At 63.2% G+C, this 26,332-nt stretch carries 21 protein-coding genes, 2 tRNA genes and 2 pseudogenes; 10 read left to right on the plus strand and 15 right to left on the minus strand.

The genetic code is table 11. From position 1 onward, the window contains the following. Nucleotides 1–240: 240 nt before the first annotated feature. The 3 genes from G6N73_RS03490 (at nucleotide 241) to G6N73_RS03500 (ending at nucleotide 4,143) form a co-directional block, all read left to right on the plus strand. Nucleotides 241–726, plus strand: a complete 486-nt coding sequence (locus G6N73_RS03490; protein WP_165023421.1) for a (2Fe-2S)-binding protein — start codon at nucleotides 241–243, stop codon at nucleotides 724–726. A 138-nt stretch (nucleotides 727–864) separates the two neighbouring features. Further along, on the plus strand, nucleotides 865–3,219 hold the full coding sequence (locus tag G6N73_RS03495) for a xanthine dehydrogenase family protein molybdopterin-binding subunit (RefSeq protein WP_165023424.1): 2,355 nt from the start codon (nucleotides 865–867) through the stop codon (nucleotides 3,217–3,219). Between the two features lie 126 nt (nucleotides 3,220–3,345). Continuing rightward, nucleotides 3,346–4,143: an FAD binding domain-containing protein gene (locus tag G6N73_RS03500; protein ID WP_165023427.1), complete on the plus strand. Its 798-nt coding sequence runs from the start codon at nucleotides 3,346–3,348 to the stop codon at nucleotides 4,141–4,143. A gap of 301 nt (nucleotides 4,144–4,444) precedes the next feature. On the opposite strand, the gene G6N73_RS03505 is transcribed toward G6N73_RS03500, so the two are convergent. Together G6N73_RS03505 and G6N73_RS03510 are read right to left on the minus strand one after the other, a co-directional pair. Beyond that, nucleotides 4,445–6,748, minus strand: a complete 2,304-nt coding sequence (locus G6N73_RS03505; protein WP_165023430.1) for a calcium-binding protein — start codon at nucleotides 6,746–6,748, stop codon at nucleotides 4,445–4,447. 471 nt (nucleotides 6,749–7,219) lie between these two features. Beyond that, nucleotides 7,220–7,735 (minus strand): hypothetical protein, encoded by a 516-nt coding sequence (locus G6N73_RS03510; protein WP_165023432.1) that lies wholly within the window; start codon nucleotides 7,733–7,735, stop codon nucleotides 7,220–7,222. Between the two features lie 196 nt (nucleotides 7,736–7,931). Here G6N73_RS03510 and G6N73_RS03515 point away from each other — a divergent pair, with 196 nt between their 5' ends. After that, nucleotides 7,932–10,181, plus strand: a complete 2,250-nt coding sequence (locus G6N73_RS03515; RefSeq protein WP_165023434.1) for a tetratricopeptide repeat protein — start codon at nucleotides 7,932–7,934, stop codon at nucleotides 10,179–10,181. Nucleotides 10,182–10,540: 359 nt separating this feature from the next. On the opposite strand, the gene G6N73_RS03520 is transcribed toward G6N73_RS03515, so the two are convergent. From G6N73_RS03520 to G6N73_RS36680, 3 genes and pseudogenes are all read right to left on the minus strand, one after another. Further along, nucleotides 10,541–10,613: transfer RNA gene (locus G6N73_RS03520), tRNA-OTHER, on the minus strand. Nucleotides 10,614–10,627: 14 nt separating this feature from the next. Further along, nucleotides 10,628–10,807, minus strand: coding sequence for a hypothetical protein (locus G6N73_RS03525; RefSeq protein WP_165023436.1), 180 nt, complete (start codon nucleotides 10,805–10,807; stop codon nucleotides 10,628–10,630). A gap of 737 nt (nucleotides 10,808–11,544) precedes the next feature. Then, a pseudogene (locus G6N73_RS36680) lies at nucleotides 11,545–11,808 on the minus strand (Ros/MucR family transcriptional regulator); the annotation flags it as partial. 241 nt (nucleotides 11,809–12,049) lie between these two features. On the opposite strand from G6N73_RS36680, the gene G6N73_RS03535 reads away from it, so the two are divergent. Then, nucleotides 12,050–12,208: a hypothetical protein gene (locus G6N73_RS03535; RefSeq protein WP_165023440.1), complete on the plus strand. Its 159-nt coding sequence runs from the start codon at nucleotides 12,050–12,052 to the stop codon at nucleotides 12,206–12,208. Between the two features lie 537 nt (nucleotides 12,209–12,745). On the opposite strand, the gene G6N73_RS03540 is transcribed toward G6N73_RS03535, so the two are convergent. Together G6N73_RS03540 and G6N73_RS03545 are read right to left on the minus strand one after the other, a co-directional pair. After that, nucleotides 12,746–12,819, minus strand: a tRNA-Gln gene (locus tag G6N73_RS03540). A 257-nt stretch (nucleotides 12,820–13,076) separates the two neighbouring features. Further along, nucleotides 13,077–14,003: a lysylphosphatidylglycerol synthase domain-containing protein gene (locus tag G6N73_RS03545; protein ID WP_165023622.1), complete on the minus strand. Its 927-nt coding sequence runs from the start codon at nucleotides 14,001–14,003 to the stop codon at nucleotides 13,077–13,079. Between the two features lie 338 nt (nucleotides 14,004–14,341). On the opposite strand from G6N73_RS03545, the gene G6N73_RS03550 reads away from it, so the two are divergent. Both G6N73_RS03550 and G6N73_RS03555 read left to right on the plus strand, forming a co-directional pair. Beyond that, nucleotides 14,342–15,622 (plus strand): Ppx/GppA phosphatase family protein, encoded by a 1,281-nt coding sequence (locus tag G6N73_RS03550; RefSeq protein ID WP_206078646.1) that lies wholly within the window; start codon nucleotides 14,342–14,344, stop codon nucleotides 15,620–15,622. After that, a complete protein-coding gene (locus G6N73_RS03555) occupies nucleotides 15,619–16,332 on the plus strand; it encodes an RlmE family RNA methyltransferase (RefSeq protein WP_165023444.1) in 714 nt (237 codons plus the stop codon). Before G6N73_RS03550 ends, G6N73_RS03555 begins: the two co-directional genes overlap by 4 nt. A gap of 23 nt (nucleotides 16,333–16,355) precedes the next feature. Here G6N73_RS03555 and G6N73_RS03560 read toward each other — a convergent pair whose 3' ends face one another. The 7 genes and pseudogenes from G6N73_RS03560 to G6N73_RS03585 form a co-directional block, all read right to left on the minus strand. Next, on the minus strand, nucleotides 16,356–17,762 hold the full coding sequence (locus G6N73_RS03560; protein ID WP_165023446.1) for an MFS transporter: 1,407 nt from the start codon (nucleotides 17,760–17,762) through the stop codon (nucleotides 16,356–16,358). A gap of 207 nt (nucleotides 17,763–17,969) precedes the next feature. Further along, complete coding sequence (locus tag G6N73_RS03565) at nucleotides 17,970–18,125, minus strand: hypothetical protein (RefSeq protein ID WP_165023448.1); 156 nt, start codon at nucleotides 18,123–18,125, stop codon at nucleotides 17,970–17,972. Nucleotides 18,126–18,246: 121 nt separating this feature from the next. Continuing rightward, nucleotides 18,247–19,089, minus strand: coding sequence for an FAD-binding oxidoreductase (locus G6N73_RS38220; RefSeq protein WP_343044547.1), 843 nt, complete (start codon nucleotides 19,087–19,089; stop codon nucleotides 18,247–18,249). Between the two features lie 52 nt (nucleotides 19,090–19,141). After that, a pseudogene (locus tag G6N73_RS38495) lies at nucleotides 19,142–19,666 on the minus strand (FAD-binding oxidoreductase); the annotation flags it as partial. A 180-nt stretch (nucleotides 19,667–19,846) separates the two neighbouring features. Next, the gene (locus tag G6N73_RS03575; RefSeq protein WP_165023449.1) at nucleotides 19,847–21,142 is read right to left on the minus strand and encodes a LuxR C-terminal-related transcriptional regulator; all 1,296 of its coding nucleotides are present in this window, start codon (nucleotides 21,140–21,142) and stop codon (nucleotides 19,847–19,849) included. Between the two features lie 519 nt (nucleotides 21,143–21,661). Next, nucleotides 21,662–22,213, minus strand: coding sequence for an SRPBCC family protein (locus G6N73_RS03580; protein WP_165023451.1), 552 nt, complete (start codon nucleotides 22,211–22,213; stop codon nucleotides 21,662–21,664). Further along, on the minus strand, nucleotides 22,203–22,553 hold the full coding sequence (locus G6N73_RS03585) for an ArsR/SmtB family transcription factor (protein ID WP_165023453.1): 351 nt from the start codon (nucleotides 22,551–22,553) through the stop codon (nucleotides 22,203–22,205). The genes G6N73_RS03580 and G6N73_RS03585 overlap by 11 nt, the downstream gene beginning before the upstream one ends. A 210-nt stretch (nucleotides 22,554–22,763) precedes the next feature. Here G6N73_RS03585 and G6N73_RS03590 point away from each other — a divergent pair, with 210 nt between their 5' ends. Beyond that, complete coding sequence (locus tag G6N73_RS03590; RefSeq protein WP_343044549.1) at nucleotides 22,764–23,237, plus strand: VOC family protein; 474 nt, start codon at nucleotides 22,764–22,766, stop codon at nucleotides 23,235–23,237. A gap of 214 nt (nucleotides 23,238–23,451) precedes the next feature. Further along, a complete protein-coding gene (gene guaB, locus G6N73_RS03595) occupies nucleotides 23,452–24,954 on the plus strand; it encodes an IMP dehydrogenase (RefSeq protein ID WP_165023457.1) in 1,503 nt (500 codons plus the stop codon). 319 nt (nucleotides 24,955–25,273) lie between these two features. Here the strand turns inward: guaB and G6N73_RS03600 are convergent, their stop codons facing one another. Continuing rightward, nucleotides 25,274–25,429 (minus strand): hypothetical protein, encoded by a 156-nt coding sequence (locus G6N73_RS03600; protein ID WP_165023459.1) that lies wholly within the window; start codon nucleotides 25,427–25,429, stop codon nucleotides 25,274–25,276. Nucleotides 25,430–25,659: 230 nt separating this feature from the next. On the opposite strand from G6N73_RS03600, the gene G6N73_RS03605 reads away from it, so the two are divergent. Beyond that, the gene (locus G6N73_RS03605; RefSeq protein WP_165023461.1) at nucleotides 25,660–26,331 is read left to right on the plus strand and encodes a cyclic nucleotide-binding domain-containing protein; all 672 of its coding nucleotides are present in this window, start codon (nucleotides 25,660–25,662) and stop codon (nucleotides 26,329–26,331) included. The last annotated feature ends 1 nt before the right edge of the window (nucleotide 26,332 follow it).

The raw sequence follows: 26,332 nt of genomic DNA on the forward strand, positions 1-26,332 counted from the left end.
TTCGTGCCTCATCGCTAGTGACGCCGATCTCGCCCACCCCTGCCGCTCGGGTAGAGCGGACCGACCGTGTTTCCGTCCAAAAGCTTGGCACGAACCACTGCGCCGCGCCACCGCCGCGATCCTTTCCGTGCGGCTGGCCCGACCGGATAAAAGAAGAAGCATCTTCCCCCGCTTCGATAGCCGTGTATGATTTCGATCCGGGCCGCGTATCCTGGCGGCCGAACGTGCCGAGGAGGAAACATGTCGGAAGTATCGATGGTGGTGAACGGCCGGCAGGTCGGCGGGGTGGTCGAGGACCGCACGCTGCTGGTGCATTATCTTCGCGAGCATGTCGGCCTGACGGGCACCCATGTCGGCTGCGACACCTCGCAATGCGGCGCATGCGTCGTCCATGTCGACGGCAAGGCGGTGAAGTCCTGCACCATGCTGGCCGCCCAGGCGTCGGGCTCGAATATCGTTACAATTGAAGGACTTGCCGGCGCGGAGCTGCATCCGGTGCAGGCGGCCTTCAAGGAGCATCACGGCCTGCAATGCGGGTTCTGCACGCCCGGAATGATCATGGCAGCTACCGACATGATCGCCCGGCATCCGGACGGCCTGGACGAGGCGACCGTGCGGGCGGAGCTGGAAGGCAATATCTGCCGCTGCACCGGATATCATAATATTGTCAAGGCGATACTGGCGGCATCGGAAGTGATGTCGGCGGGCGGCAGGAAAGCGGCTTGAGGGTTCGTTGTGGATAAAAAGGTGATGGCCGGCGATCGGTGACACGCATAAATCGTTGACGTTTCAAGGGCTTGCCCCTACGCGCCCGCCGCCGTCGATCCATTTTTGTTCACATCAAGGTCTGGGAGGAGAAATCTGATGGGCATTGAAGGCATCGGCGCACGCGTGGCGCGCAAGGAAGACAAAAGGTTCGTCACCGGCGCTGGGCGCTATGTCGACGATTTCGTCCTGCCGGGAATGAAGCATGCGGCCTTCGTGCGCAGCCCGCACGCCCATGCCGATATCACCGGCATCGACGTCGATGCGGCGAAGGCGATGCCGGGCGTCGTCGGCGTGCTCACCGGGCGCGAGCTCAAGGCCGACGGCATCGGCAATCTGATCTGCGGCTGGATGATCCATTCGAAGGACGGCACGCCGATGAAGATGGGCGCGTGGTCGCCGTTGGCGGTCGACCGGGTGCGCTATGTCGGCGATGCGGTAGCGATCGTGGTTGCCGACACCAAGGGCCAGGCGCGCGACGCGGCCGAGGCCGTCGAGGTCACCTACAATGAGCGGCCGGCGGTAACCGACGCGACCAGGGCGCTGGAGCCCGGCGCGCCGCAACTCCATCCGGAAGCGGACAACAATCTGATCTTCGACTGGGATCTCGGCAATGCCGATGAAACCGAGGCGGCCTTCGCCAACGCTGCCCACATCGTCAAGCTCGACATCACCAACAACCGGCTGGTTCCGAACGCGATGGAGCCGCGCGCCGCACTCGGCCATTACGACAAGGCCGAGGACCATTACACCTGCTGGACGACCAGCCAGAACCCGCACGTCGCCCGCCTGGTGATGAGCGCCTTCTACAACATCGCGCCGGAGAACAAATTGCGCGTCATCGCGCCCGATGTCGGCGGCGGCTTCGGCTCCAAGATCTTCATCTATCCGGAAGAGATCGTCTGCCTGTGGGCCTCGAAGAAGACCGGCGTCCCGGTCAAGTGGGTCGGCGACCGCACCGAAAGCTTCTTGACCGACGCGCATGGCCGCGACCACGCCACCCATGCCGAAATGGCCTTCGACGAGGATCACAATATCCTCGGCCTCAAGGTCGAGACCAAGGCCAATCTCGGCGCCTACATGTCGCTGTTCTCCAGCTCGGTGCCGACCTACCTCTACGCCACGCTGCTGTCTGGCCAGTACGACATCCCCGCCATCCAAGCCAATGTGAAGGCGATCTACACCAACACCGCGCCTGTCGACGCCTATCGCGGAGCCGGACGGCCGGAGGCGACCTTCGTCATGGAGCGGCTGATGGAGACGGCGGCCAGGCAGCTCGGCGTTTCGCCGGCGGAACTGCGCCGCAAGAATTTCATCACGCAGTTCCCGCACCAGACCCCGGTCGTCATGTGCTACGACGCCGGCGACTATGCCGCCTCGCTCGACGCCGCCATGAAGGCCGCCGACTACCAAGGCTTCCCGCAGCGCCGGGAGGAGGCGAAGCAGCGCGGCAAGCTGCGCGGCATCGGCCTGTCCTGCTACATCGAGGCCTGCGGCATCGCGCCGAGCGCGGCCGTCGGCTCGCTCGGGGCCGGCGTCGGCCTTTGGGAAAGCGCTGAGGTGCGCGTCAACGCGGTCGGCACGATCGAGGTGCTGACCGGCTCGCACAGCCACGGCCAGGGCCACGAGACGACGTTCGCGCAGCTCGTTTCCGAACGCTTCGGCGTGCCGCTCGATTCCGTCTCGATCGTCCATGGCGACACCGACAAGGTGCAGATGGGCATGGGCACCTACGGCTCGCGTTCCGGCGCGGTCGGCATGAGCGCCATCGTCAAGGCGCTCGACAAGGTCGAGGCCAAGGCCAAGAAGATCGCCGCGCACCTGCTGGAGGCCGACGAGGGCGACATCGTCATCGAGGACGGCGCCTGCAAGGTCGCCGGCACCGACAAATCGGTGCCATGGTTCCAGCTGGCGCTCGCCGCCTACACCGCGCACAACCTGCCGGGCGGCATGGAGCCGGGATTGAAGGAGACGGCCTTCTACGACCCCTCCAACTTCACCTTCCCGGCGGGATGCTACATCTGCGAGGTCGAGGTCGATCCGGAAACGGGCGTGACGAAAATCGTCCAGTTCGTGGCGGCCGACGATTTCGGCAACATCATCAATCCGATGATCGTCGAGGGCCAGGTGCATGGCGGCATCGCGCAGGGCGTCGGCCAGGCGCTGCTCGAAGGCGCGCATTACGATCCGGACAGCGGCCAGCTTCTGACCGCGAGCTACATGGATTACACCATGCCGCGCGCCGACGATCTGCCGTCCTTCCAGGTCTCGACCTCCAACACGCCGTGCCCGGGCAACCCGCTCGGCATCAAGGGTTGCGGCGAGGCGGGCGCGATCGGCTCGCCGCCCGCGGTCATCAACGCCATCACCGACGCCATCGGAACCGACGAACTGACCATGCCGGCGACGCCGCAGAAGGTCTGGGCGGCGATACGGAAGCAGGCAGTGAGATAGTGAGTAGTGAGATAGATAGTGAGTAGTGAGATAGTGAGAAGCAAGGTAACGCGAGGCAATTTCTAATAGTCAATGCTCACTACTCACTATCTCACTATCTCATTCATTTATAGGAGCCAACGCGATATGTATTCCACCACCTACCACCGCGCCGCCTCCGTCGCCGACGCCGCGAAACTCGTCAGCCTGGGCGACGCCAAGCTGCTTGCGGGCGGCATGACGCTGATTCCGGCGATGAAGACCAGGCTCGCCGCGCCCTCCGACCTGGTCGATATCGGCCGGATAGCGGCGTTGAAGGGCGTCAAGGTTTCCGGCGCGACCGTCACCATCGGCGCGGGCTCGACCCATGCCGAGGTCGCAGCCGACGCCGGCCTCAAGGCGGCGTGCCCGGCTCTGTCGAGGCTCGCCGGCATGATCGGCGACCCGCATGTCCGCAATATGGGCACGATCGGCGGCTCGATCGCCAACAACGATCCGGCGGCGGACTATCCGGCGGCCCTCCTGGCGCTCGCCGCGACGATCGTCACCGACCGGCGCGAGATCGCGGCCGACGACTTCTTCACCGGCCAGTTCGAAACCGCGCTGGAGGAGGGCGAGATCATCACCGCCGTGCGCTTCACCGCGCCGGCCAAGGCGGCCTACGAGAAATTCCGCAACCCGGCCTCGCGCTATGCCATTGTCGGCGTGTTCGTGGCCAAGGGCGACAGCGGGGTGAGGGCGGCCGTCACCGGCGCCGGCGATGACGGCGTGTTCCGGTCGAGCGAAATCGAGGCCGCGCTGGCCAACAATTTCGACCCGTCGGCGCTCGACGGTCTCAGCGTGCCCGCGGACAGCCTGATGACTGACATCCACGCCTCGGCCGAGTACCGGGCGAACCTCATCGTCGTCATGGCCAAGCGGGCGGTAGCCCGCGCCAACGGGTGAGGGGCGGCGACCGCTTGCAAATCCGTTACGTGGAATAGAACGCAACACATTGAAAAAGCGTGGAAATGCGCGGTTGCCGAAGCACCGCAACCTACGCTAGGCGTGTTTAGGAAAGCTTGGCTGGGGAGCCTGGATTCAATCCAACATCGAGGGAGGTCCGCAAGACGAAAGAAGGCCGGCGTCGTTGGGGGGTTAGGGCACGACGCTGGCCGGTTCCGATTGGCGGGAACAATCAAGATGTTGTCATGCGGACATGACCGCAGCAGGAGGCAGCACGAGTTTTCGGCTAAGCCAGTTGACCTCAGAGAATAAAGTCTGTCCCCGTCATGAAGTTGGTGCCGGCGACCAGTATCTGCATGTCGGCTGTGGAATCGCCATTCACATCGGCGTCGATGATTACGGTGCCGTTGTAGTTCGTGTAGCGAAGCTGTCCGGCCACGCCGGAAAATGCCGCGCTGCCGATGAAGGAGAAGGCCTGGTTGCCGGCTAGCAGCGTGTTGGCGTCGATGGTTGCGAGATCGATGAGGTCGGAGCCATGGCTGAAGCCGCCGACGATCGAGTCGCGCAGCGCCGGTCCGGCCGGGCTGTCGGAAGCCAGATCGAAATCGAAAGTATCGTTGCCTGTGCCCCCATTGAGGATGTCGCTGCCGGTGCCGCCGATCAACCTATCGTTCCCTGCGCCGCCGGTGAGCGTGTCGTTGCCGGCCCCACCGACGATGTAGTCGTTGCCGTCGCCGCCGTTCAGGCTGTTGGCACCCGAATTGCCGACCAGCGTGTTGTTCAAGCTGTTGCCGGTTCCGTTGAGGTTAGAGGAACCCTGCAGTTCGAGCCGCTCGACATTATTGGCCAGCGTCCAGTTGATGTAGGAGCGCACCGTGTCGGTGCCGCCGCCGACATTCTCGATCGTGCTGTCTCCAACCGCGCCGACGATAAAAATGTCATTGCCTGCGCCGCCGACCATGTAGTCGTTGCCCGCGCCACCGCTGAGCAGATTGTTGCCGGAATTGCCGACCAGCGTGTTGGCGAGCGCATTGCCTGTGCCGTTCAGATTGCCCGCGCCCTTGAGTTCCAGCCGCTCGACATTGGCGGCCAGCGTCCAGTTGATGTAGGAGCGCACAGTGTCGGTGCCTTGGCCTGCGGCCTCGATCGTCTGGTCTCCGACAGCCGAGACGATGTAAATGTCGTTGCCGCCGCCTCCCGCCATGGTGTCGTTGCCGGTTCCGCCGTCGAGGGTGTCGTTGCCCTCGCCCCCGAACAGCTTGTCGTTGCCGGCGCTGCCATTGAGGATATCGTTTCCGGCATCGCCGTTGATCAGATCGTCGCCGCCGAGACCCGACAGCGTATCGGCGCTGGCGCCGCCATAAATGCGGTCGGCGAAATTGCCGCCCTGCCAGGTGTCCTCGCCCACGGTTCCTATGAACACGGTCGGATCGAAAATCTGCGATCGGATGCAGGTCCCGGAGCCGTCGCCGGCTTCGAAGGATGTCCACGTCACGACGAAGCGGCCGTCGGCCAGCGCCGTTACGGAGGACCCGCTCTGCTCATTCGTTGCGGTCGAATTGACGATGAAGTCGTCGCCCGCGGCACTGCCGTCAACATTGTAGAGGCGAGCGCGGATGCAACTCCCGGAGCCGTCGCCTGAGTCGCCGGAAGTCCACGTCGCCACGAAGCGGCCATCGGCCAGCGCCGTGATCGAAGGGTAAAATTGATTATCGGCCGCCGTCGAGTTGACGATGAAGTCGCCGCCGGAGGCGCTTCCATTGGCATTGTAGATGCGGGCGCGGATGCAATTCCCGGAGCCGTCGCCGGTATCGGCGGACTGCCACGTGGCCACGAAGCGGCCGTCGGCCAGCGCCGTGATCGAAGTATCAAGTTGATTGCCGGCCGCCGTCGAGTTGACGACGAAGTCGTTGCCGGCGGCGCTTCCATCGGCATTGTGGACGCGACCGCGGACGCAAGACCCAGAGCCGTCGCCGGGGTCGAAGGAGGTCCACGTCACGACGAAGCGGCCATCGGCCAGCGCCGTGATCGAAGGGTCAAATTGACCTTCGTCCGGCGTCGAATTGACAACGAAGTCGTCGCCCGTGGCGCTGCCGTCGGCATTGTAGATACGGGCGCGGATGCAATTCCCGGAGCCGTCGCCGGAGTCAAAGGACTCCCACGTTACCGCGAAGCGGCCGTCGGCCAGCGCCGTGATCGAGGGAGAAAATTGATAACCCTCCGGCGTCGAATTGACGATGAAGTCGTCGCCGGCGGGGCTGCCGTCGGCATTGTAGATACGGGCGCGGATGCAGCTTCCCTGGTCGTCGATTGTGTCGTAGGACTCCCACGTCGCCACGAAGCGGCCGTCGGCCAGCGCCGTTATGGAAGGCAGGTTCTGGTCATTCGCTACGGTCGAATTGACGATGAAGTCGTCGCCGGCAGCGCTGCCGTCGCCATTGTAGAGGCGGGCGCGGATGCAGGACCCGTCACCGTCGCCGCCATCAAGGGACCGCCACGTCGCCACGAAACGGCCATCGGCCAGCGCGGTGATCGATGAATCACCTTGACTACCCGTCGCCGTCGAATTGACGATGATTTCCTGTCCGATGCGGCCGATGGGCATGATTGATCTCCGTGCTATGCAAGACGGCCGATCGCGCATTCATCGGCGGTGCGGGGGTCAACCCCTGGAGCACAGCGCGGGGCAGGTGGATGCCGTCTCTAGCAACGGGTTGTTACCACTGCATGTCGGACCGGTGCAGTATTGTATCAGATATGTATCGGCCAGGATGAAACGCTTCGTCGTACTTCAAGGATGCCGCTGCAGATGACGATTGGGTCCGGTTAAGAAGTTCGAAGGACTTTGCATCGATCTGTTGCCAGTGGATGTTCGCCGTCCTTCGGAAAAATCATGCCACCCCTCGTTCAAACATGAATTCGGCCGGCTTTTGGGGTTAAGTCATTGATTTTAAACTGGCTGGGGGGCCTGGACAAAAATCCAAGGAAGCCGACAACTTCATCAACGACGGTTAGCACTTCGAGTGACGGCAAGCCGTGGGCAACCGTTTCTATGGTCCCGGGATAAGCGGATAGCTCAGGAATTTGTTCGGCGGGCCAAATGTTCATACGTCACTTGCCAAGGGTCGCTCCCGGCAGATCTTTCCTCGCCGATCCAATGGAAGCTGTTGGCAGTGATCTCAGTGAAACGCCATCGAGTTTGCAGACCGCGCGAGTCATCGCCGATCTGGACAATGTCCTTACCCTCGGCCCGCCCGATCTGGCGCGAGTAATCCTGGTTGAGCGGATCACTCCAGATGATGTGCCAGCCACCGATCCCCGGATCGAAGATGCGCAAAGTCGTGCCATACATGGTGGACGGCGCAGGGCGCTTGGGCCTGATCCAGACGTCCTGAATCGCGCGGCCTTCGAGCACCCAGCCGAAATGGCATTCTCCATTCGATTTCCGGGTTGTGCCGTCGTCGAGATAGTGGACGGAGTCCATTTCCCAGCTTCCAATCAACCATCCATACAGGTCCATGTCTTTCGTTCGGCCGGCGGGGGGACCTTCAGATCCGAGAGCAGCGAGAAACGGGGAAATTGTGATCGTCATGATTTCTCCAATGGATAAGCGAGCAACGACAAGGCGCCGGAACATTGCCGCCACAATCGTTGCAGCGTTGCGGGCTCCAGGTCTTGGGAAAAATTGCTATGGTGCCGCTAAGGACGAGATAATGGCGAGGACGGCGTAAGCCTTGCCAAAGTGAGAGAGGCATATAGTGGTTTTGGCTGCGACCCGGCTTCGATGGATGCTGCTGGGCATCTTTCTCATCACTGCCGCTCTCTGCGGTCTGGCCACAGCGTCCGCATCCGAGGCACCGAGCTTTGTCGGCTCGCAAAGCTGCGCAAGCTGCCACCAGACGGAATTTGAAGCCTGGACGGACTCGCACCATGGCTGGGCGCTGCGCGAGCCGACGCCGCAAAACGTGCTCGGCGATTTCAACGATGCAAGCTTCGAGCACAAGGGCATCACGTCGCGCTTCTTCCGCGAGAATGAGAGATTTTTTGTCGAGACGGACGGCGCCGACGGGAAGCTCGCCCGGTTCGAGATCAAATATGTCGTCGGCGTCGCGCCGCTACAGCAATATCTGGTCGAGATCGAAGGCGGACGTCTGCAGGCGCTCGACATCGCCTGGAATGTGGAGGCCGGGCGCTGGTATCACCTTTATCCCGACGAGGATGTCTCTGCCGGCAACGGCCTGCATTGGACCGGTTTCTACAAGAACTGGCAGGCGCGCTGCGCGGTGTGCCACCAGACCGATTTTCAGAAGAACTACGATCCGAAGTCGCGCAGCTACCAGAGCACATGGGCGGAGCTGACCGTCGGCTGCGAGGCCTGTCACGGCCCTGGCGAGGCGCATGTCGCCTGGGCCGAGAAGCGGCCCGGCTACGATTCCGGACGCTGGAGCGGGCTCGCGCCGCACGGGCTGCTCACCCCGAGGTCGGAAGGCCGGCAGGCGATCGAGCAGGATATGTGCGGCCCCTGCCACGCGCGGCGTGAGGCGATCGGACCGGACAGCACCCTGCCGGGCGCGCCCTTCGGCGATCACTACAATCTCTCCACCCTCGGCGACGGGCTTTATTTCCCCGATGGCCAGCAGGATCAGGAGGTCTATATTCTGAGCTCCTTCCTGCAGTCGAAAATGCACGAGAAGGGCGTAACCTGCAGCGATTGCCACGACTCGCATTCAGGCGGGCTGGTGGCCGAAGGCAATGCGGTCTGCACGCAGTGTCACAATCCGGTCGGGCGCAGCGAATTTCCCTCGCTCGTGCTGAAGGATTTTGACACGCCTGACCACCATCACCACAAGGAGGGCAGCGCCGGCGCCCAGTGCGTGAGCTGCCACATGCCGGAGCGCGACTATATGGTGGTCGACGGCCGGCGCGACCACTTCTTCCGCGTGCCCGACCCGCTCCTGTCGCAAAGCGTGGGATCGCCCGATGCCTGCCTTTCCTGCCACACAGGCGAAACGGCACAGTGGGCGTCGGCCGCGATCGCCGGTTGGGCGCCCGACAGCAAGCCGCGGGACCACGCCTATGCGACCCTCTTTGCCGGCGTGCAGCGCCAGGGGCTCGATCCGGAAAAGCTGGCGGGCCTTGTCGATCTGGCGCGGAACACCGAGGAACCGGCGATCGTGCGCGCGAGCGCACTGCGCGAAATCGGCGACCGCGGCGATGCCGCAACCGCACGCGCGCTTGCCGGTCTGCTCACCGATGACAGTGAATTGATCCGCATGACGGCGGTGCGCCTGTGGCGGCAGACGCAGCCGCAAGAGCGGGTGGAGCGGCTGCAGCCCCTGCTTGACGACCCGGTGGCTTCGGTGCGCATTGCCGCCGCGCTCGAGCTTGCCAGCATCCCGCCCGAGGCTCTGGCCGAAGACCGCCGCGCCGCGCTCGGGGCCGCACTCGATGGGCTGCGCGCCTCGATGGGCGCCAAGGCCGATTTCCCTGAAGCGCAAATGGCGATTGGCGGGCTCGCCATGACCATGCGCAACTGGGACGCCGCGCAGGCCGCCTTCGCGGAAGCCGTGTTCATGGATCCCCAACTGATCCAGGCCTGGCTGACACGCGCGCGCATCGCCGAAGCGCTGGGGGAGATGGGTGAGGCCGCCGCCATCCTCGCGTCGGCGCGCGAGCACAACCCGGACGACGCCGGGCTTGCCGCGCAACTGGCGCAATTGCTGATCCAGCAGGGCCGGCCGCGCGAGGCGGTCCCCGTGCTCAAGGATAGCGTTGCCGCCGATCCCGGCAATGAGGAGATGCGGATCAACCTCGCCTTCGCCCTGCTGCAGACCGGCGACCTTTCCGCCGCCGCCGCCGAGATCGACCTGCTGCGCTCCCGCGCTCCTGATCGGCCGGAGGTCGAGATCCTGCACGCACTTCATCAGGTGGCATCGGGCGATCTCGCCGCTGCTCGCGAGACCGTGCGCGGGCTCAAGCAGCGCTACCCGAACCTGCGCCTGCCGCCGCAGCTCGACGCGCTGTCGCAAATTCCGTGAAGGGGCCGAGCGGTTTGCATCGTGATTGCAAAACCGAAAAGCGATCTCGAATCACAACGTATGTGTCGGGTGAGCGAAACGCTGGCTCGGGGCCGCTGATTAGGAGGGCAACATCCGTTCGCCTCTCGTAGTGGGTAATATAAGTGACTGGTCCAACAATGAAGTTGCTTCAAACTTCAGGATTTCGCCTGTCACATAGCTGCGGAACTCCGCGGCCGAGGTAAAGCACCGAAAGCCAGCTGCGCTTGCCAATGACAAAACGTCCATCGGTTCGTTCAGCAGCACCGCGACTGGCCCAGTCAGCCGCGGCTGCACAGAAGCAGGAGAGGATCCGACGGGTGTTGGGAGGATACTTTGATTGGTGCGCTCGGCAGGGTTCGAACCTGCATTACCTAAATTCGCTGGTGCTCTGTCCCGTTGAGCTACGAGCGCAGCCGATCCTTAGTCTACAACCGGCGTCTCTTGGCAGCTTTCGCGGAAGGATTGGTCAGCGACCCAAATCCTCGCAGTTTCATGATCTCAGTTGCGGCGACCAAAATCATGTCGCCGAGATCGTCTTTGGTGAACTGATCGGGTTCTTTGGCCATGCCGAGCAACTCATCGACCATGTCGAGATTCTTTGCCATCCCCTCACTCCAGCATCAAGGCTCCGCATGAAAGGCCGGCGCAAGAAAGCAAGGCCACCTGAGTGCGCCGGCCATGCCGGACATGCGATTCCGGCAGGAATAATTGTAACCAATACATCTGCCACAGCAGCCTGCCCAATCGGGTGAGTTGCTTTCTGCGGCGTTACGCAACTTAGAGATGGTCAGGGTGGCCTGATCAACTCCGATCTCCGAATGGAGAGGGCAATGAGAGTCAAATGGCACAATGGCTTCGCGATCAAGCCAGGCAGCAAGTCAACCAAAAAGAGACCCGCCACGGTGGTCGGCGGGCCAGACTTTACGAGTATCGATTGGGTGTAGACGCTCGTTGTTGGCTTCGTGGGAGGAGCGACAGCCAACTAACTAAATGTACCATGATTCGGCAGCACGGGCGATCTGTTCACGCCACATTTGCTCGCCTTCGCCCTCGGAATCCACAATATGTTGGGATACTTGTCGGTTCAGCAAGGACGGCGAAAGGACCAGGCCAGCCTGCCCCGCGGGTTTTTTCTCCTTACTCGCACAAAAAAGCCCGCTGCGGGAGGAGGTGCAGCGGGCTCTCTATTTGGGCGAACCCGGGAGGAGGTGAGTTCGCTGTGCGCCGGCATCGCATCTGGGAGGAGTAGATGGCCGACTGCCAAAAACTACGAGATCGACGGGATTCCGCAAAGCACAATAAGTTTATCGCGCTTGCGAAAAGGTCGCGCGCCCAAGCAGGATTATGCAGCCTTCTTGCGACCGCGGCCTTTCGGCTTGTCGGCCAGCTTCCTGCCAAGGCCCAATGACTTGGCCAAAGCGGATCGGCTGGCTGAGTAGTTGGGCGCGACCTTCGGATAGTCGCTCGGCAGGTTCCACTTCGCCCGGTATTCGTCCGGCGTCATGCCGTAGCTGGTCTTCAGGTGGCGCTTGAGTGACCTGAACCGTTTGCCGTCTTCTAACGAGACGATGTAGTCAGGCGTCACTGATTTCTTAGGCGAGTTCGCGCGCGCAATGTGGGGGTAACTTGTGGGGGTGTCAACAATTCGTTTCCGGTGTTCCCCGAGTGCCGGCACGGCGCGAGGGGAACGGACCTGATCGCCCCCGCGAGGGCGTGAGCTCCTCCCCGGGGAGCGACGCAGCCGACCCATAGGTCGGAGAGGAGGAGAGAATCCAGCTGGGGACTCACCCGGCCCAATCTGATGCTTGGCAGTTCGGTCCGACCCATTTGCCTGTCTCAAAATCGAGATGGACGTCGGGATCCGAGAGCTGGCAGACTGGAAATCGATCGTCGCCCCGACGCAATTGGCTCAGTTGCTTCCAGCGTTCCCGCTCCAGCATCGCGTCAGCGGTCTGCTGATCTCGCTGCAACCTCCAGTCAGCGACCTGCTGATCTCGCTGCAATGACGCGCTCATCATGCAGTTCGCATAACCGTCTGTCCCCGGCTGGAAACCGAAGCTCGCGCACCTGTTCTGATCCGCCGCCCGTTGGTCTTCCGGCGTGACACACCCGACCAACGCAATCAGAGCCAAACCGGTTGCCGATAAGATGAAACCACGGATCGAATGTCTCCCTTGGTAAGATTTTTGCCTCGGACAATGATAAGCTAAACAAAACACGAACCTACGGGCTTGATCCGTGGCCGTCACCAGACAAGCATAACAAAAGCCGCGGTCATAGGGCTAGAACTCTCGCGCGGCTTTGGTTCGGAGACTGTTCAGTGATAGTGAACATCTGCGCAAAGATTGCAAAGGCATCTGCTAGCGGCAGGTGAGCCCCCGGCTGGCGACGACAGCCAGCCTGCCGACGATTTCTCCAGGCCCTACGCTTCAATAAATCTGGCCTTAAATCTGGCCTTTGGTTTCGGTTGAATGTGGACGTGCCGGTAGGGTATTCCCGATATGGGCAAATTTGCGCTAAATCATTGAAAATAAATAAGAAACTGGCTGGGGAACCTGGATTCGAACCAGGACTAACGGAGTCAGAGTCCGTGGGTCTACCGTTAACCTATTCCCCAAGAAGCGATCGGAAACAATCGCTTGGCGGAAACGAGCGAGGGGAGCTGACGCTCATTCTGCCCCGGTCAGGCAAAACTCGTTCCCGTTTCGAGCCGGCTTGTATCACATTTGCCCTGACGATCAATAGCCGGAGATGCCGGCGCCGGAAGAATAATGCGCCGCCACCGGCTGATAGTTGCCCCGCAAAACATAGCAGGGCTTTGTAGGATGGGTGGAGCTTGACCGGCGTTGCGGGGCTTGACCCATGGTTCCGAATCTAGCCGCGCTGGAACTGCGAGCGTTCGAAAACGACTACGACGAACAGCGCCAGGATCAGCGGGATGATCAGGTAGAACAGCCGGAAGACGAGCAGGGCGGCGAGCACCGCGGCCTGGTCCATGTCGGAGAGGCCGGCGAGGAAGACGATCTCCAGGACGCCGAGGCCGCCCGGCGCATGCGAGATCAACGCCGCCGAAAACGAGATGACGAAGACGCCGAGCACGACGAAATAGCCGGGATTGCCCGCTACCGGCAGCGCGAAATAGATGATCGCGGCGGCCGCCATCAGCTCGACCGGCCCGATGATCATCTGGCGCGCCACGATCGGCAGCCGGGGGTAGTGGATCTGCAGCGAGCCGATGCGGAGCGGCTTCAGGTGCAGCCAACTGCCGAAGATGTAGAGGGCGATCAGCCCGAGAATCGCTACCCCCGTCACTCTCCCGGCCGGGATCGGCGGCAGGTCGACGAAGCGGTCGAGCACGTGCGGCTCCAGGATGAGCAGAAGGGCCGATAGCAGGGCCGCTCCCAGAACGAAGGTGAACGAGCAGAGCGCGACCAGCACGCCGACTTCCTGGCCGCTCAAACCCTTCGAGGCGTAGGCGCGGTAGCGGATGACGGCTCCGGACAGGACCGAGCCGCCTATATTGTGCGAGAGCGCGTAGGTGGTGAAGGAGGAGATGGTGATGAAGCCGAACGGTATCTTTCGGCCGAGATGCGTCAGCGCGATGTGGTCGTATCCGGCGAGCGCAATATAGGCGACGACCGAACTCAGGCCGGCAAGCAGCCAGCGGTGGAGCGGGATCGCGGCCATGCCCTCGCCGACATCCTCGAGCGAGATGCCGCGCAGTTCGTGGTAGAGCAGCCAGACGGAGAATCCGACGGCAGCAAGGCCGATCGCCGGCCAGAGATAGGATTTCAGCTTCATTACGCGACGGCCATGCCGGTCGATCTTCCTTTCAGTTTGATGCGGCGCGGCGCGGCGTGCGCCGACGGGCAAATCCGCGTATTTCAGCAATGCCTTATCGAAGCCGCATGTTCAACCTCGAAGGCGGCGGGTGCGACGAAGGATGGAATTCCGCTCCCGCAGGCTTGGTGAATGCGCGCGGCGCTGCTATCTTGCCTGCAACGGAAAATCTCGACGCGTGTGCAGCGTCCGGCAACGGTTCGCGCGGCGCGAGAAGGACATTGAAGGTGGAAGATCCCGAAGCCGGCGCAAAAGCGCCGGAAGCGGGCGCGTCCAGGAGCGGTCGGCCGCAACGCGGCATGAACGGCTTCACCGCCAATCGGAATCCTTTGGCGGGCGCCAGATCCGGCGACGGACAGGCGAGCGACGGCAGCCCGCACCCGACAGGCAAGGCCAAGAAGCGGCGCAAGCGCAAGCGCGGGCGCAAGGTTTTTGCGCGCGACGGTGTGCGTGCCGATGCGGCCGGGGCAGCCGCGCCGGCCGAGCGCATCGAGGTGCGCCCGGCGAGGGCGGCGAGTGTTGCGCCGCCCGTCAAGGAGGCGGTGCCGCCGCCGCGCAGACGCTTCAACGACGATCTTCCCGTTTTCGCGGCGCTTGACCTCGGCACCAACAATTGCCGGCTGCTGGTCGCGGTGCCGACGAAGCCTGGCCAGTTCCGCGTCATCGACGCTTTTTCGCGCATCGTGCGGCTGGGCGAGGGGCTTTCGTCGACGGGGCGGCTGAGCCGGCCGGCCATGGACCGCGCGGTCGAGGCGCTGAAGATCTGCAGCGACAAGCTTGCCAGCCGCTCGATCAGGCGGGCAAGGCTGATCGCCACCGAAGCCTGCCGCGCCGCCGAGAACGGCAGCGAGTTCCTCGCCCGCGTCGAGACCGAGCCCGGCCTGAAGTTGGAGATTATCGACCGCCGCACCGAGGCCAGGCTCGCCGTGTCCGGCTGCGGCTCGCTGGTCGAGCGCGACACGGACGCGGTCGTGCTGTTCGACATTGGCGGCGGCTCGTCCGAGATCGCGCTCATCGACATTTCCGGGCAGAGGTCGCCGCGGCTCGCCAACCACATCGTGTCGTGGACCTCGCTGCCGGTCGGCGTGGTTTCGCTCGCCGAGCGTTTTGGCGGACGCGACGTGACGCGCCAGGTGTTCGACGCCATGGTCGCCGACGTGACCGGCATGCTGCATGCCTTCGAGGGCCGCGACAGGATCAACCATCTGATGAAGGCGTCGCGCTTCCACCTGCTCGGGACATCCGGAACGGTGACGACGCTGGCCGGCGTGCATCTCGGTCTCGAACGATACGACCGCCGCCGCGTCGACGGGCTGTGGATGGACAATGCCAATGTCGATCTGATGATCGAAAAGCTGCTCGGCTGGGACTTCCAGGCGCGCGTTGCCAATGCCTGCATCGGGGCTGATCGCGCCGATCTGGTGCTGGCCGGCTGCGCCATCCTCGAGGCGATCCGCCGCGTCTGGCCGTCGGAACGCCTGCGCGTCGCCGACCGCGGCCTGCGCGAGGGCATCTTGAGCGAGCTGATGGCCGAAGACGGGGTCTGGCGGCGCAACTGGCGGAACGGAGCGCGGCCATGACCAAGAAGCCGGGAAAAGCCGGTCCGGGCAGCATTCGCGTGCTGAAGACCCGGATCAAGAAGAAGAGCGGGCTGAAGGAATCGTCGCGGCGCTGGCTCGAGCGCCACATGAACGACCCCTATGTGCAGCGCTCGAAGGCTGCCGGCTATCGCTCGCGGGCGGCATACAAGCTTATCGAGATCGACGACAAGCATCATCTCCTGAAGCCGGGCATGCGGGTCATCGATTTGGGCGCGGCGCCCGGCGGCTGGTGCCAGGTCGCCGCGGCGCGGACGAAATCGACGCCGGAGCATCCCAATGTCGTCGGCATCGACTATCTGGAGATGGACGCGGTGCCGGGCGCGCCGGTGCTGCTGATGGATTTTCTGGACGAGGATGCGCCGGAGAAGCTTGCCGAAGCGCTCGGCGGGGCACCGGACATCGTGCTCTCCGACATGGCCGCGCCGACCACCGGGCACCGCCAGACCGACCACATCCGCACCATGCATCTGTGCGAGGTGGCTGCTGACTTCGCCGTTTCGGTGCTGAAGCCCGGTGGTCATTTCCTGGCCAAGACTTTTCAGGGCGGCACTGAAAACAGCGTTCTCAGCATGCTCAAGCAGAACTTCCGCTCCGTGCACCACGTCAAGCCGCCGGCTTCGCGCGAGGAATCGGCCGAGCTCTATCTGCTCGCCAAGGATTTCAAAGGACGAACGGCTGCCGACGCCTGAAGCGTAGCGGCGCAAGCCCACGGCTATTGCGTGGGCTCGGCGGCGTCGGGATCGCGAAGGCGATGTCCAGAGACCGAACTGCCGGCGTCGGCGCTCAGCCGCAGGAACGGTATCACCGACAATACCGTGATTGCAGCGACGATGAAGAACGCCGTCGAAAAGGCGGAGAGGCCGACCGGCTCGCCGGTCAGCATGGCGGTCGCCTCCAATATGCCGCCGCCGACGGCGACGCCCAGCGCGATGCTGACCTGCTGGGAGGCAGCCGCGATCGCGGTTGCCTGGCTGGCGTCGCGGTCCTCGACATCGGCGAACACCAGGGCGTTGGCCGAGGTGAAGAACAGCGAGCGCAGGAAGCCGGCGCCGATCAGCACCGGAATGATGATCGCAGGCGAAGTCTGCGGCGTGAACAGCCCGTTGGCGGCGACGAAGCAGGCGGCGAGCAGCACGGTCGCGATCAGCACGGTGCGGAAACCGCCGGTCCTGAGCATTGCCGAGGCCAGGAATTTCATGGCGATCGCGCCGAGCGCGGAAGCGAAGGTCAGCATGCCCGACTGGAACGGCGTCATGCCGAAGCCGAGCTGGAACATCAGCGGCAGCAGGAACGGCACCGCGCCATTGCCGATGCGGAAGATCGAGCCGCCACTGATGGCGGCGCGAAAGACCGGTATCCGGAAGAGGCTGAGATCCAGGATCGGGTGCGGCTTGCGGCGCGCATGGCGGACGTAGAGAAGGCCTGCGGCGACACCTATCAGCAGCGTGACGACGCCGACGATGGGCGGCAGCGCCGGCAGGCTAACCACCGAAAGGCCGAAGACTATCCCCGAGGCGGCGGCCGCCGAAAGCAGAAAGCCCAGAATGTCGAGCGGCGGACTGCCTGCAAGCTCGACATCTGGAAGGAAGCGCCCGGCTAGCCAGATGCCGGCGAGCCCGATCGGCACATTGATGAGAAAGATCCAGTGCCAGCTGAAATAGGTGGTGATGAAGCCGCCGACCGGAGGTCCGACCAGCGGCCCGATCAGGCCCGGTATTGTGAGCCAGGCCATCGCCGCGACGAGTTCGCGCCGCGGCGTGGCGCGCACCAGGACGAGGCGCGCGAGCGGCGTCATCATCGCGCCGCCCATGCCTTGCAGGAAGCGCGCACCGACGAATGCGCCGAGCGAACCCGCGGCGGCACAGGCGACCGAGCCCAGGACGAACACCGCAATGGCGATGCGGAAGATGCGTTTTGCGCCGAACCTGTCGCCCATCCAGCCGCTGATCGGGATGAAGATGGCGAGCGATACGAGGTAGGCGGTCAGCGCCAGCTTGAGCGCGATCGGGCTGGTCCCGATGTCTGCGGCGATCGCCGGCAGCGAGGTCGAGATCACCGTCGAATCCATGTTCTCCATGAACAGGGCGACCGCGAGGATGAGCGGGATGGTGCGTTTCAAGGCATCTTCCGGATGTGATTGCCGGCTGGCCGGTGGGGCTGCCGGCAATCAGGGCGGGTATCACGAATGCCGCCCGCTGTCGCCGATTTTTGCCTCGGTTCGGTTGGGCCAGGCGGGGCGGCAAGCGGCTGAACCAAGAGAGGCGGGCAGGGGAGGTGGTTGCGGCAGAACCGGGCGTCTCCCTCCGCCCAAGGTGGAGACAACCGGCTACTGGGCCAAAAGCTCGTCCTGCTCCTGGGTCAGCGGCGTGATGCCGGCCGGCACCGGTTCGGGCGGTGCGTCGCCCTGCGCTATCGGCGCCGGGGTTGCGCAGGCGGCGAGCAGGAGGAGGCCGGCAAGGATTGCGATGGGCGGGAGGTTCATGAATCGGCGGGTAGAGAGGCTTTGAGTCTGGATGAAGGCACGGAGGCAACAGAGAATGTCGAAGGCCGCGCGGCGCAAGTACGCGGACAAAGCGGACTGTCACCATGGCGTCTTAACGCGATTACGGCAGGGTGCCTGTCCTGTCGACCGGGATCTTCAAGCTGTGATGGAAGACGTTCTCCGGGTCGTACCTTATCTTGACCTCTCGGAGGCGCGGGTAGTTCGCCCCAAACGACTGGGCGAGCACTTCTTCTCCACCCTCCCAGAAACCACCGAAGTTGAAGTAGGTACCGCCTCGTGAGAAGTGCGTGGCGTCCTGATGCCATCGACGCACCCAAGCGATATTCGCCTCGTCGGTTTCGGGGTCTTCGGCATTGGCCTCGATCGTGAGCAGGAAGGGCGCATCGCGATGGTAGAAGGCGGTCGCCTCCGGCCCGACGCGCCCCATCGCTCCGCCGAGCGCCCATACCTCCACCGTGCTTGCTGGCGTGGGGCGGTCGGCTCCGGCGCCGCAGGCCAGACGGATCACATCGTCACTCAACTCATTGAGGTAAAGCGATTTCCAGTAATACCGGAGACCTTTGGGATAGTCGGGGTCGAAGAGCTGCTGAGCTTCGACATATGGCATCGGCCCACTGAGGTCGGCGATCGGCGTTGCGATCCGGCGGAGCGGTTGCGTGGCTTCCTCGCCCTGATCGAGAGGGCCGCACCAGCACCCCACGACCACCATCACGGGCGCTCCTCGGTGCTTGTCGGGGATAGGCTCGCCGTTCGGGGCGTTCCAATAGATAGCGATTGCCATCAGCTCGTCGGGAGCCGACGACATAAAGGAGCGGAACTCCTTGAGGATGTCCTCCGCAGCGGACGCCGGGTAGAAAGTGAGGAGGAAGAACACCTCGGGGCCGACCGGGTGGACCCGAAATTCGAAGGAGGTGACCACACACACCGAAATTGCCGCCGCCACCCTTAAGCGCCCAGAACAGGTCTGAGTGGTTCCGTTCGTCTGCCGTGATCAGCTTTCCGTCGGCCGTCGCCACATCGGCCGATACCAGGTTGTCCGCGGTGAGGCCGTATTTCCGGGTCAGGAATCCGAGCCCGCCGTGAAGCGCGAGCCCTCCGATACCGGTTTCCGACACCGCGCCCACCGGCACCGCCAGCCCGAACGCCTGAACCTCGTGATCGATGTCGCCGAGAAGCGCTCCGCCCCCAACCCTGACGACCGACCGCGAGCGGTCCACCCGCACCTCGCGCATTGGCGTGAGGTCGATGACGAGTCCGCCCTCGCAAATCGCATTGCCGGCGACATTGTGTCCGCCGCCCCGTACCGCGATCGGCAGCTGCCGCTCCCGGGCAAAGCGGACCGCAGCCATGACGTCCGCCGAACCGGTGCAGCGCGCGATCGCCACAGGACGCCTGTCGATCATGCCGTTCCAGATTCGGCGCGCTCCCTCGTAGCCCTCATCGCCGAGCTGGAGGATCGCGCCACGAAAGCTCTTTCGGAATTCCTCGACCTTGTTGGGATTCAACGCACCTTTTGTCATGGCATACTTCCTTCCGACTCAAGCGGTTGCCTGCCTCCGCTTTCGCGCGAACATTGCGATCGCAGCGTCATAATTTAACGGCGGGGACAAAAGACGCGTCGCCCGCGCAGGCCATTTTGTGCGAGAGGTTTTTATGGCCCGTTCGGGCCATTTCCGGCCGTCGATTGGAGCGGCTTCCGGCTAAAGCAGATTGTGCTTAGCGGCAAAAGAAGCCGCCGCGGCCCGCGAGGGCAATCCTAGCTTGGTGAGGATGTTGGCGACGTGGCGATGCACCGTGTGTTCGCTCCGACAAAGGCGGGTCGCGATCTCCCTGTTGGTCAGCCCTTGGGCAGTCAACGTCAGGACCTCGATTTCCCGCCTGGTCAGGCAATGGAGGGGATCGGCCCGCGTCTCTCCGCCGCCGAAACTGCGCAGCTCACGTGCGAGCGACTGCGCCTTGCGGGTCCAACGCGCGGCTCCAATCTTATCGAAGGTCCGGACAGCCGTCAGGATTTCATCTATTGCAGCCGGCTTGCGCCCCAGTGCAGAAAGGCTTCCACCAAGCTCGACGCGCGCCTGGGCCGATTCGAAGGGGGAACTGCTGCGCGCAAACAACTCCACAGCGTCTTCGAAACAGACTTTGGCCGCAAGCGGGTCTGACAAGGCGCTGACGCGTCCTTCGGCGAAACGCAACGCTGCCTGCATTGGGCCCGTGGATACGTTCGAGACTACATCGCGCAACTCCTGAAGGGTCGCTTCCGCCCGGTGACGATCTCGGAGCATGACATGAGCCTGCACAAGCAGTTCCAATCCCGCAGCGCGTTCCAACAGATCCTCTGCCGGAACCGAGCGCAGGAAGCGCTGTATGTGATCACACCCGGCGTCGGCATTGCCCAGTTCAAGGGCCAAAGCTCCTCGCCGGAGCAAACAGCGCTTGCCAACAAACATCTGGTAAGGCGGGGATTCCGCACGCTGCAACAACTCTTCGGCTTCCTCGAGCCGTCCCTGCCGCCAGCGCAACTCCGACAGCAGCACGAGCGCTTCCGCTGCCTGCGCGCGATGGGTCCGCTCCAATTCGTCAATAACTTCGATGAGCTCTATTTCAGCCTCGGCCCACACGCCGCGCCGGATCAGCACTCCGGCGTAATGAGCCCGACACAGGGCAAACATAAGCCTGTAGGAGGATTGCTGCGAGCGCTCCTTGAGTTGCGCGCACCACTCGGCCGCCCGCTCCAGGTCCCGCGCCTTTTCGCAAGCGTAGATCATTAAGCAGCAGGCGGTGCAGGTTGCATCGATGTCGCCCATCTCGCCGGCAGCCGCGGCTATCACTGCCTCATCCAGGCAGCGCATCCCCGCGTCCACTTGGCCAAGGCTGACGAGCGCCAGGCCCCTGTAGGCGAGCGCAAGCATCTCCAGGTCGATATCGCCAAGGGTCTCGCCGAGCGATCCAGCACGCGTCGCAAAGTCACGTGTAGTAGCCGGATCATGGTCGATCATCAGCGCGACATGCGTTTTGACGATCAGAAGCCAACCGAGTTCGCGACAAATCTCGTCGCCGAGGAGGCGCTCAGCGCGCCGAACCCATCCGCGAGCGATCGCCGCCCTGCCTCGGAAAGTGCAGCAATCCATTGCCAGGGCGGTCGCGACACGCGCGGCGCTCCGATCTTCTCCACTTTTGCGATAGAGCCGATAGGCGCGCTCACGCGCGGCGAACACCGCCGGGGCGTCGCTCAACCACCACGCCGCAGCTCCAAGGCCCTCAAGAGCTTGCGGCGTTTCGCCTCTGGTCAGCGCCGCTTCGAAATGAACACGCGCTTCCTGCCACGCTGCTCGCAGCAACGCTGCCTGCCCAGCACGAAGGGCCTCGTCTTGCTTCAACAACGCTGGCCTGCCCGAATGTCAGCCAGATAAGCGAGGATCAATGTACAGCAGATAGTATTTTATTGGGAGGCTGCGAGATCTAACCGGCCCGAGGATTGCAGGAAAGTCCGAAAAGAGCTGAACATCACCATTCAGTCAGCTTTTCGGGAAGGTCCGAAGTCCACCCCTTCGCGGGCCTTCTGCGGTGCGTTGCACCCTGGGTTCCCGATTACCGTTCATTCCAGGCGCTCTGCAAAGGGCCGCGAGCTGGTCGAGCGCTGTGCCCCAGCCTTCCTGAAATCCCATCTCTTCGTGCTTGCGGCTGTCGGCGGCATTTCTGTGCAGCACGCGGGCCGAATACCGGGTGCCCTGTCCCTCCGCCTCGAACGTGATGATCGCGGTCAGCGCCAGCCAAGGTTCCGTTGGCTGCCAACCCTCGGCCAGCGCCGTGGTGAACACGAGGCGCTTTTCGGGGACTATGTCCAGGAAACAGCCTTCGACATGCGGCTGGAATTCGCCACCGCCCTCGCGCATCCGCGTCTCGAAGTCGCCACCCGGGCGCAGGTCCAGTTTGACGACCTTGCATTCGATGGGATCGGGTATCCACCATTTCGCAAGATGCTCGGCCTTGCTCCATGCCTTCCAGACGGTGGTCGGGAGGGCATTGATGAAGCGTGAGATCGCAAGTTCAGTGTTTTCAACCGTCATTTTCAGTGTCCCGTGACATTTGGGTTTCGACATAGTCTGCAAGCCGATCCGTTCTGGCCTGCCAAAGCGCGCGTTGCTCGCAAAGCCACGACTCGGCCTCCGCCAACCGCCCGATCTTCACCTGGCAAGTGCGGGTGCGGCCGGTCTTCTCGGTCGCTATAAGTCCGCTCTCCTCAAGCACCCGCAGGTGTTTCAGGAAGGCTGGAAGCCCCATATCGAAGGGCTTCGCCAGTTCCTTGACGGGCGCGGGACTCTTTGTCAGGCGGTTGATGACCGCTCTTCTTGTGGGGTCGGAAAGCGCGTGGAATGCGGCGTCGAGTGAGGTCTTATAGTTTTCCATATGGTGAACTATAGGTGAAAGTTCACCATATGGCAAACAAAATCAATGAAAGCCCCGGTTTCGTCCGCAAGGCGGCTGGTCGGCATGTTCGCGCTGAGCTTCCGCATCCTTCCGGGTGGAGAAAAGCGGTTGGCTGCCTATTTCGGAAGAGAGCGGACGGGGATACAAGCCGAAATCCTGGCTTCAAAGCGAGAGGAACACGCAATGGCAATTGCAAAGAACACGATTTGCCTCTGGTACGATAAGGACGCAGAGGCTGCCGCCCGCTTCTACTGCGAGATCTTTCCTGACAGCATGGTGAGCGCCGTGCACCGTGCGCCCAGTGACTACCCGGCCGGCAAGGAGGGCGACGTGTTGACGGTCGACTTCACGGTTGCGGGCATTCCTTGTCTCGGCCTCAACGGGGGTCCCATGTTCAAGCACAACGAAGCCTTCTCGTTCCAGATCGCCACCGACGATCAGGAGGAGACCGACCGCTACTGGAATGCCATCGTCGGCAATGGCGGCCAGGAGAGCGCGTGCGGCTGGTGCAAGGACAGATGGGGGGTTTCCTGGCAGATCACTCCGCGCGTCCTGACTGACGCCCTGGCGGCTGGCGGCGCCGAAGCAAAGCGCGCGTTTGACGCAATGATGGATATGACGAAGATCGACGTCGCAGCGATCGAGGCGGCGCGGCGCGGCTGACGTTCCATCGCGTCTTGCGGGCCAAATTGCTGCCAGAGCGTGTCCGCGCGCCATCCAGCGCGGGATTTAAAACAGAAACACTACCGCACGTGAGGCCGGCTTTTCATCGCGCGACATACGTGGTACCAGCCCTTGCCAATCCTGCAAGGGAAGATCACGAGTCGGCGCAGTCCAACGGGCTTGAGCGCCGGCTTCACGTATTTGAGGGTTTGGCATGGCAAAGATCATCGAAACGGCAACCGGCACGCTCGCCCTCACGTTCGACGACGTGCTCCTGCAGCCGGGCCATTCCGAGGTCATGCCCGGCGAGACCGATGTGAGCACCCGCATCGCCGGCGACATCGACCTGAACACTCCAATCCTTTCGGCGGCCATGGACACCGTGACCGAGGCGAGGCTCGCGATCGCCATGGCGCAGGCCGGCGGACTCGGCGTCATCCACCGCAATTTCTCGCCGGCCGAACAGGCCGAGCAGGTGCGCCAGGTCAAGAAGTTCGAATCCGGCATGGTGGTCAATCCGGTCACGATCGGGCCGGACGCCACGCTTGCCGACGCGCAGGCGCTGATGCGCACCTACTCGATTTCCGGCATTCCGGTGGTCGAGAATGGCGGTACGGGCGGCCATAAGGTCGGACGGCTGGTCGGCATTTTGACCAACCGCGATGTGCGCTTCGCCACCGATCCGGGCCAGAAGGTCTATGAACTGATGACCCGCGAGAACCTGATCACGGTGAAGGAGACCGTCGACCAGACTGAGGCCAAGCGGCTTTTGCACCAGCACCGCATCGAAAAGCTGCTGGTCGTCGACAAGGCCGGCAACTGCGTCGGCCTGATCACGGTCAAGGACATCGAGAAGTCGCAGCTCAACCCGAACGCCACCAAGGACAGCCAGGGACGGCTGCGCGCGGCGGCCGCCACCAGCGTCGGCGACGACGGCTTCGAGCGCGCCGAGCGCCTGATCGAAGCAGGCGTCGACCTCCTGGTGATCGACACCGCGCACGGACATTCGCAGCGCGTCCTCGACGCCGTGACCCGGGCGAAGAAACTTTCCAATTCGGTGCGCATCATGGCCGGCAATGTCGCGACGGCGGCCGGCACGCAGGCGCTGATCGACGCCGGCGCGGATGCGGTCAAGGTCGGCATCGGCCCCGGCTCGATCTGCACGACGCGGATCGTCGCGGGCGTCGGCGTGCCGCAGCTTTCGGCGATCATGTCGGCGGTCGAGGCAGCCGAGAAGGCCGGCGTTTCGGTGGTGGCCGACGGCGGCATCAAATATTCGGGCGATCTCGCCAAGGCGCTTGCCGCAGGCGCGGGCGCCGCGATGATCGGCTCGTTGCTCGCCGGCACCGACGAAAGCCCCGGCGAGGCCTATCTCTACCAGGGCCGCTCGTTCAAGGCCTATCGCGGCATGGGCTCGGTGGGCGCGATGGCGCGCGGTTCGGCCGACCGCTATTTCCAGGCCGAAGTGCGCGACACGCTGAAGCTGGTGCCCGAAGGGATCGAGGGCCAGGTGCCCTACAAGGGTCCGGTGGCGGGCGTGCTGCACCAGCTTGCCGGAGGGCTGAAGGCCGCCATGGGTTACGTCGGCGCGCGCAACCTGGCCGATTTCCGCGAAAGGGCGACCTTTGTGCGCATCTCAAATGCGGGCCTGCGCGAGAGCCATACGCATGACGTGACGATCACGCGCGAAAGCCCGAATTATCCCGGCGGGATCTGATGAGCGACAGGGGTCCGGCGATCCGATGGTCGACGTCCGGACCACGGCTGGCTACGGCAAAAATCTGCTTTGAGAAGCGCAGGTGATGTCATCGCGTGAAATGCCGATGTCGTTGAGAACGTCATCCGGTGAACGGCTCAATTGATCCGTTGTCCACCGCATGGCTCTTCGCTCTGCGCGACGGCGGGACCACCTGCGAATCGGACCGATGGCGACAAGAAGAACCTTATCCATCATTGGATCGTCCCTTCACCTGAATTGACGAGGGAATGTGGCGATCTGCACTTTTGGACAAAGCCGCAGCTGTCCGTGAAACGATCTATGCGTAGCGATCCAGGGACTGGTTGTGCTCGGCCATGCGACGGGCGAAGGCTGGCCCCGGGCCGCGCATGTAGTGCAACTCCGGGCGGTAGCGCGGCGCCACGAATTCGCGAACCGCTGACATAAGTTGCATGACGGGAGCCAGGAGTTTCATGACACCGGTCCTTTTACCTCATCTGCCTCGGTGTTGACGACCGAGGCCTGTACGCTGATGCGATACAGGGTAGGCAGTGGCGTCGGTTTCGTATGTGGGAATTCCCACACCCTTCGAAGCCATTCGCAAAATCGACCCTCGCCACCGGCAACGTTGCGACAGCAATCAATTTCCTTTCGGGAGTGAGTCAGGGGAAGTACACTTGGTCGAACAACCAGGGGGATACCGTCGTGACACCCGCGCTCGCCTTCATGTCGAGGCTGGACGATACCGATCTCGCCGCCATTGCCCGGCGATGGAGCGAGTGCAACTTTCGGCACAATGAGCTGATCATCGCGCACGGCGATAGTGATCGGGACGTCTTCTTCCTGCTGGAGGGGCGGGCTCGGGTCACAATGTTTTCAGAGGACGGCAGAGAGATTGCCTATCGCGATATCGCGCCAGGCGAAATTTTCGGGGAACTGGCCGGGATCGATGGGAAAGCGCGCTCGGCCAGCGTCGTCGCGCTTGAGCCAACCCGCGTTGCGCGACTGACCGGGGCGGCATTCCGGGACATTGTGATTAACCATCCGACTTTCGCCTGGGTGCTTCTTGAGCATTTGTCGGCTCAGTTGCGGCGCATGACCGACAGGGTCTTCGAGTTTAGCACTCTAGTCGTGCGCAAACGCCTGATCCTTGAACTGTTGCGCCGGGCAGAGGAGAACGGGTCCGTCAATGGCCAGGTCTCCATAAGCCCGGCGCCGACGCACTCCGAGTTGGCGGCAAGGATAAGTACTCACCGGGAGGCGGTCTCACGCGAGATGAGCGCCCTCGCCAGGAGGGGGCTCATCGACAGGCGCGGGAGAAGACTTATCCTGCACGATCTTGCCCTACTCGAAAGGCTCGCTGCGAAGAAGCAATAGC

The sequence above is a fragment of the Allomesorhizobium camelthorni genome (genome assembly GCF_011045125.1).
Lineage (GTDB): Bacteria > Pseudomonadota > Alphaproteobacteria > Rhizobiales > Rhizobiaceae > Allomesorhizobium > Allomesorhizobium camelthorni.

What these genes read in the sequence shown, in the direction of transcription:
- G6N73_RS03490 (WP_165023421.1), top strand. Translation starts at nt 241, where the DNA reads ATGTCGGAAGTATCGATGGTGGTGAACGGCCGGCAGGTCGGCGGGGTG.
- G6N73_RS03495 (WP_165023424.1), top strand. Translation starts at nt 865, where the DNA reads ATGGGCATTGAAGGCATCGGCGCACGCGTGGCGCGCAAGGAAGACAAA.
- G6N73_RS03500 (WP_165023427.1), top strand. Translation starts at nt 3,346, where the DNA reads ATGTATTCCACCACCTACCACCGCGCCGCCTCCGTCGCCGACGCCGCG.
- G6N73_RS03505 (WP_165023430.1), bottom strand. Translation starts at nt 6,748, where the DNA reads ATGCCCATCGGCCGCATCGGACAGGAAATCATCGTCAATTCGACGGCG.
- G6N73_RS03510 (WP_165023432.1), bottom strand. Translation starts at nt 7,735, where the DNA reads ATGACGATCACAATTTCCCCGTTTCTCGCTGCTCTCGGATCTGAAGGT.
- G6N73_RS03515 (WP_165023434.1), top strand. Translation starts at nt 7,932, where the DNA reads ATGCTGCTGGGCATCTTTCTCATCACTGCCGCTCTCTGCGGTCTGGCC.
- G6N73_RS03525 (WP_165023436.1), bottom strand. Translation starts at nt 10,807, where the DNA reads ATGGCAAAGAATCTCGACATGGTCGATGAGTTGCTCGGCATGGCCAAA.
- G6N73_RS03535 (WP_165023440.1), top strand. Translation starts at nt 12,050, where the DNA reads ATGGACGTCGGGATCCGAGAGCTGGCAGACTGGAAATCGATCGTCGCC.
- G6N73_RS03545 (WP_165023622.1), bottom strand. Translation starts at nt 14,003, where the DNA reads ATGAAGCTGAAATCCTATCTCTGGCCGGCGATCGGCCTTGCTGCCGTC.
- G6N73_RS03550 (WP_206078646.1), top strand. Translation starts at nt 14,342, where the DNA reads ATGAACGGCTTCACCGCCAATCGGAATCCTTTGGCGGGCGCCAGATCC.
- G6N73_RS03555 (WP_165023444.1), top strand. Translation starts at nt 15,619, where the DNA reads ATGACCAAGAAGCCGGGAAAAGCCGGTCCGGGCAGCATTCGCGTGCTG.
- G6N73_RS03565 (WP_165023448.1), bottom strand. Translation starts at nt 18,125, where the DNA reads ATGAACCTCCCGCCCATCGCAATCCTTGCCGGCCTCCTCCTGCTCGCC.
- G6N73_RS03575 (WP_165023449.1), bottom strand. Translation starts at nt 21,142, where the DNA reads ATGATCGACCATGATCCGGCTACTACACGTGACTTTGCGACGCGTGCT.
- G6N73_RS03580 (WP_165023451.1), bottom strand. Translation starts at nt 22,213, where the DNA reads ATGACGGTTGAAAACACTGAACTTGCGATCTCACGCTTCATCAATGCC.
- G6N73_RS03585 (WP_165023453.1), bottom strand. Translation starts at nt 22,553, where the DNA reads ATGGAAAACTATAAGACCTCACTCGACGCCGCATTCCACGCGCTTTCC.
- guaB (WP_165023457.1), top strand. Translation starts at nt 23,452, where the DNA reads ATGGCAAAGATCATCGAAACGGCAACCGGCACGCTCGCCCTCACGTTC.
- G6N73_RS03600 (WP_165023459.1), bottom strand. Translation starts at nt 25,429, where the DNA reads ATGAAACTCCTGGCTCCCGTCATGCAACTTATGTCAGCGGTTCGCGAA.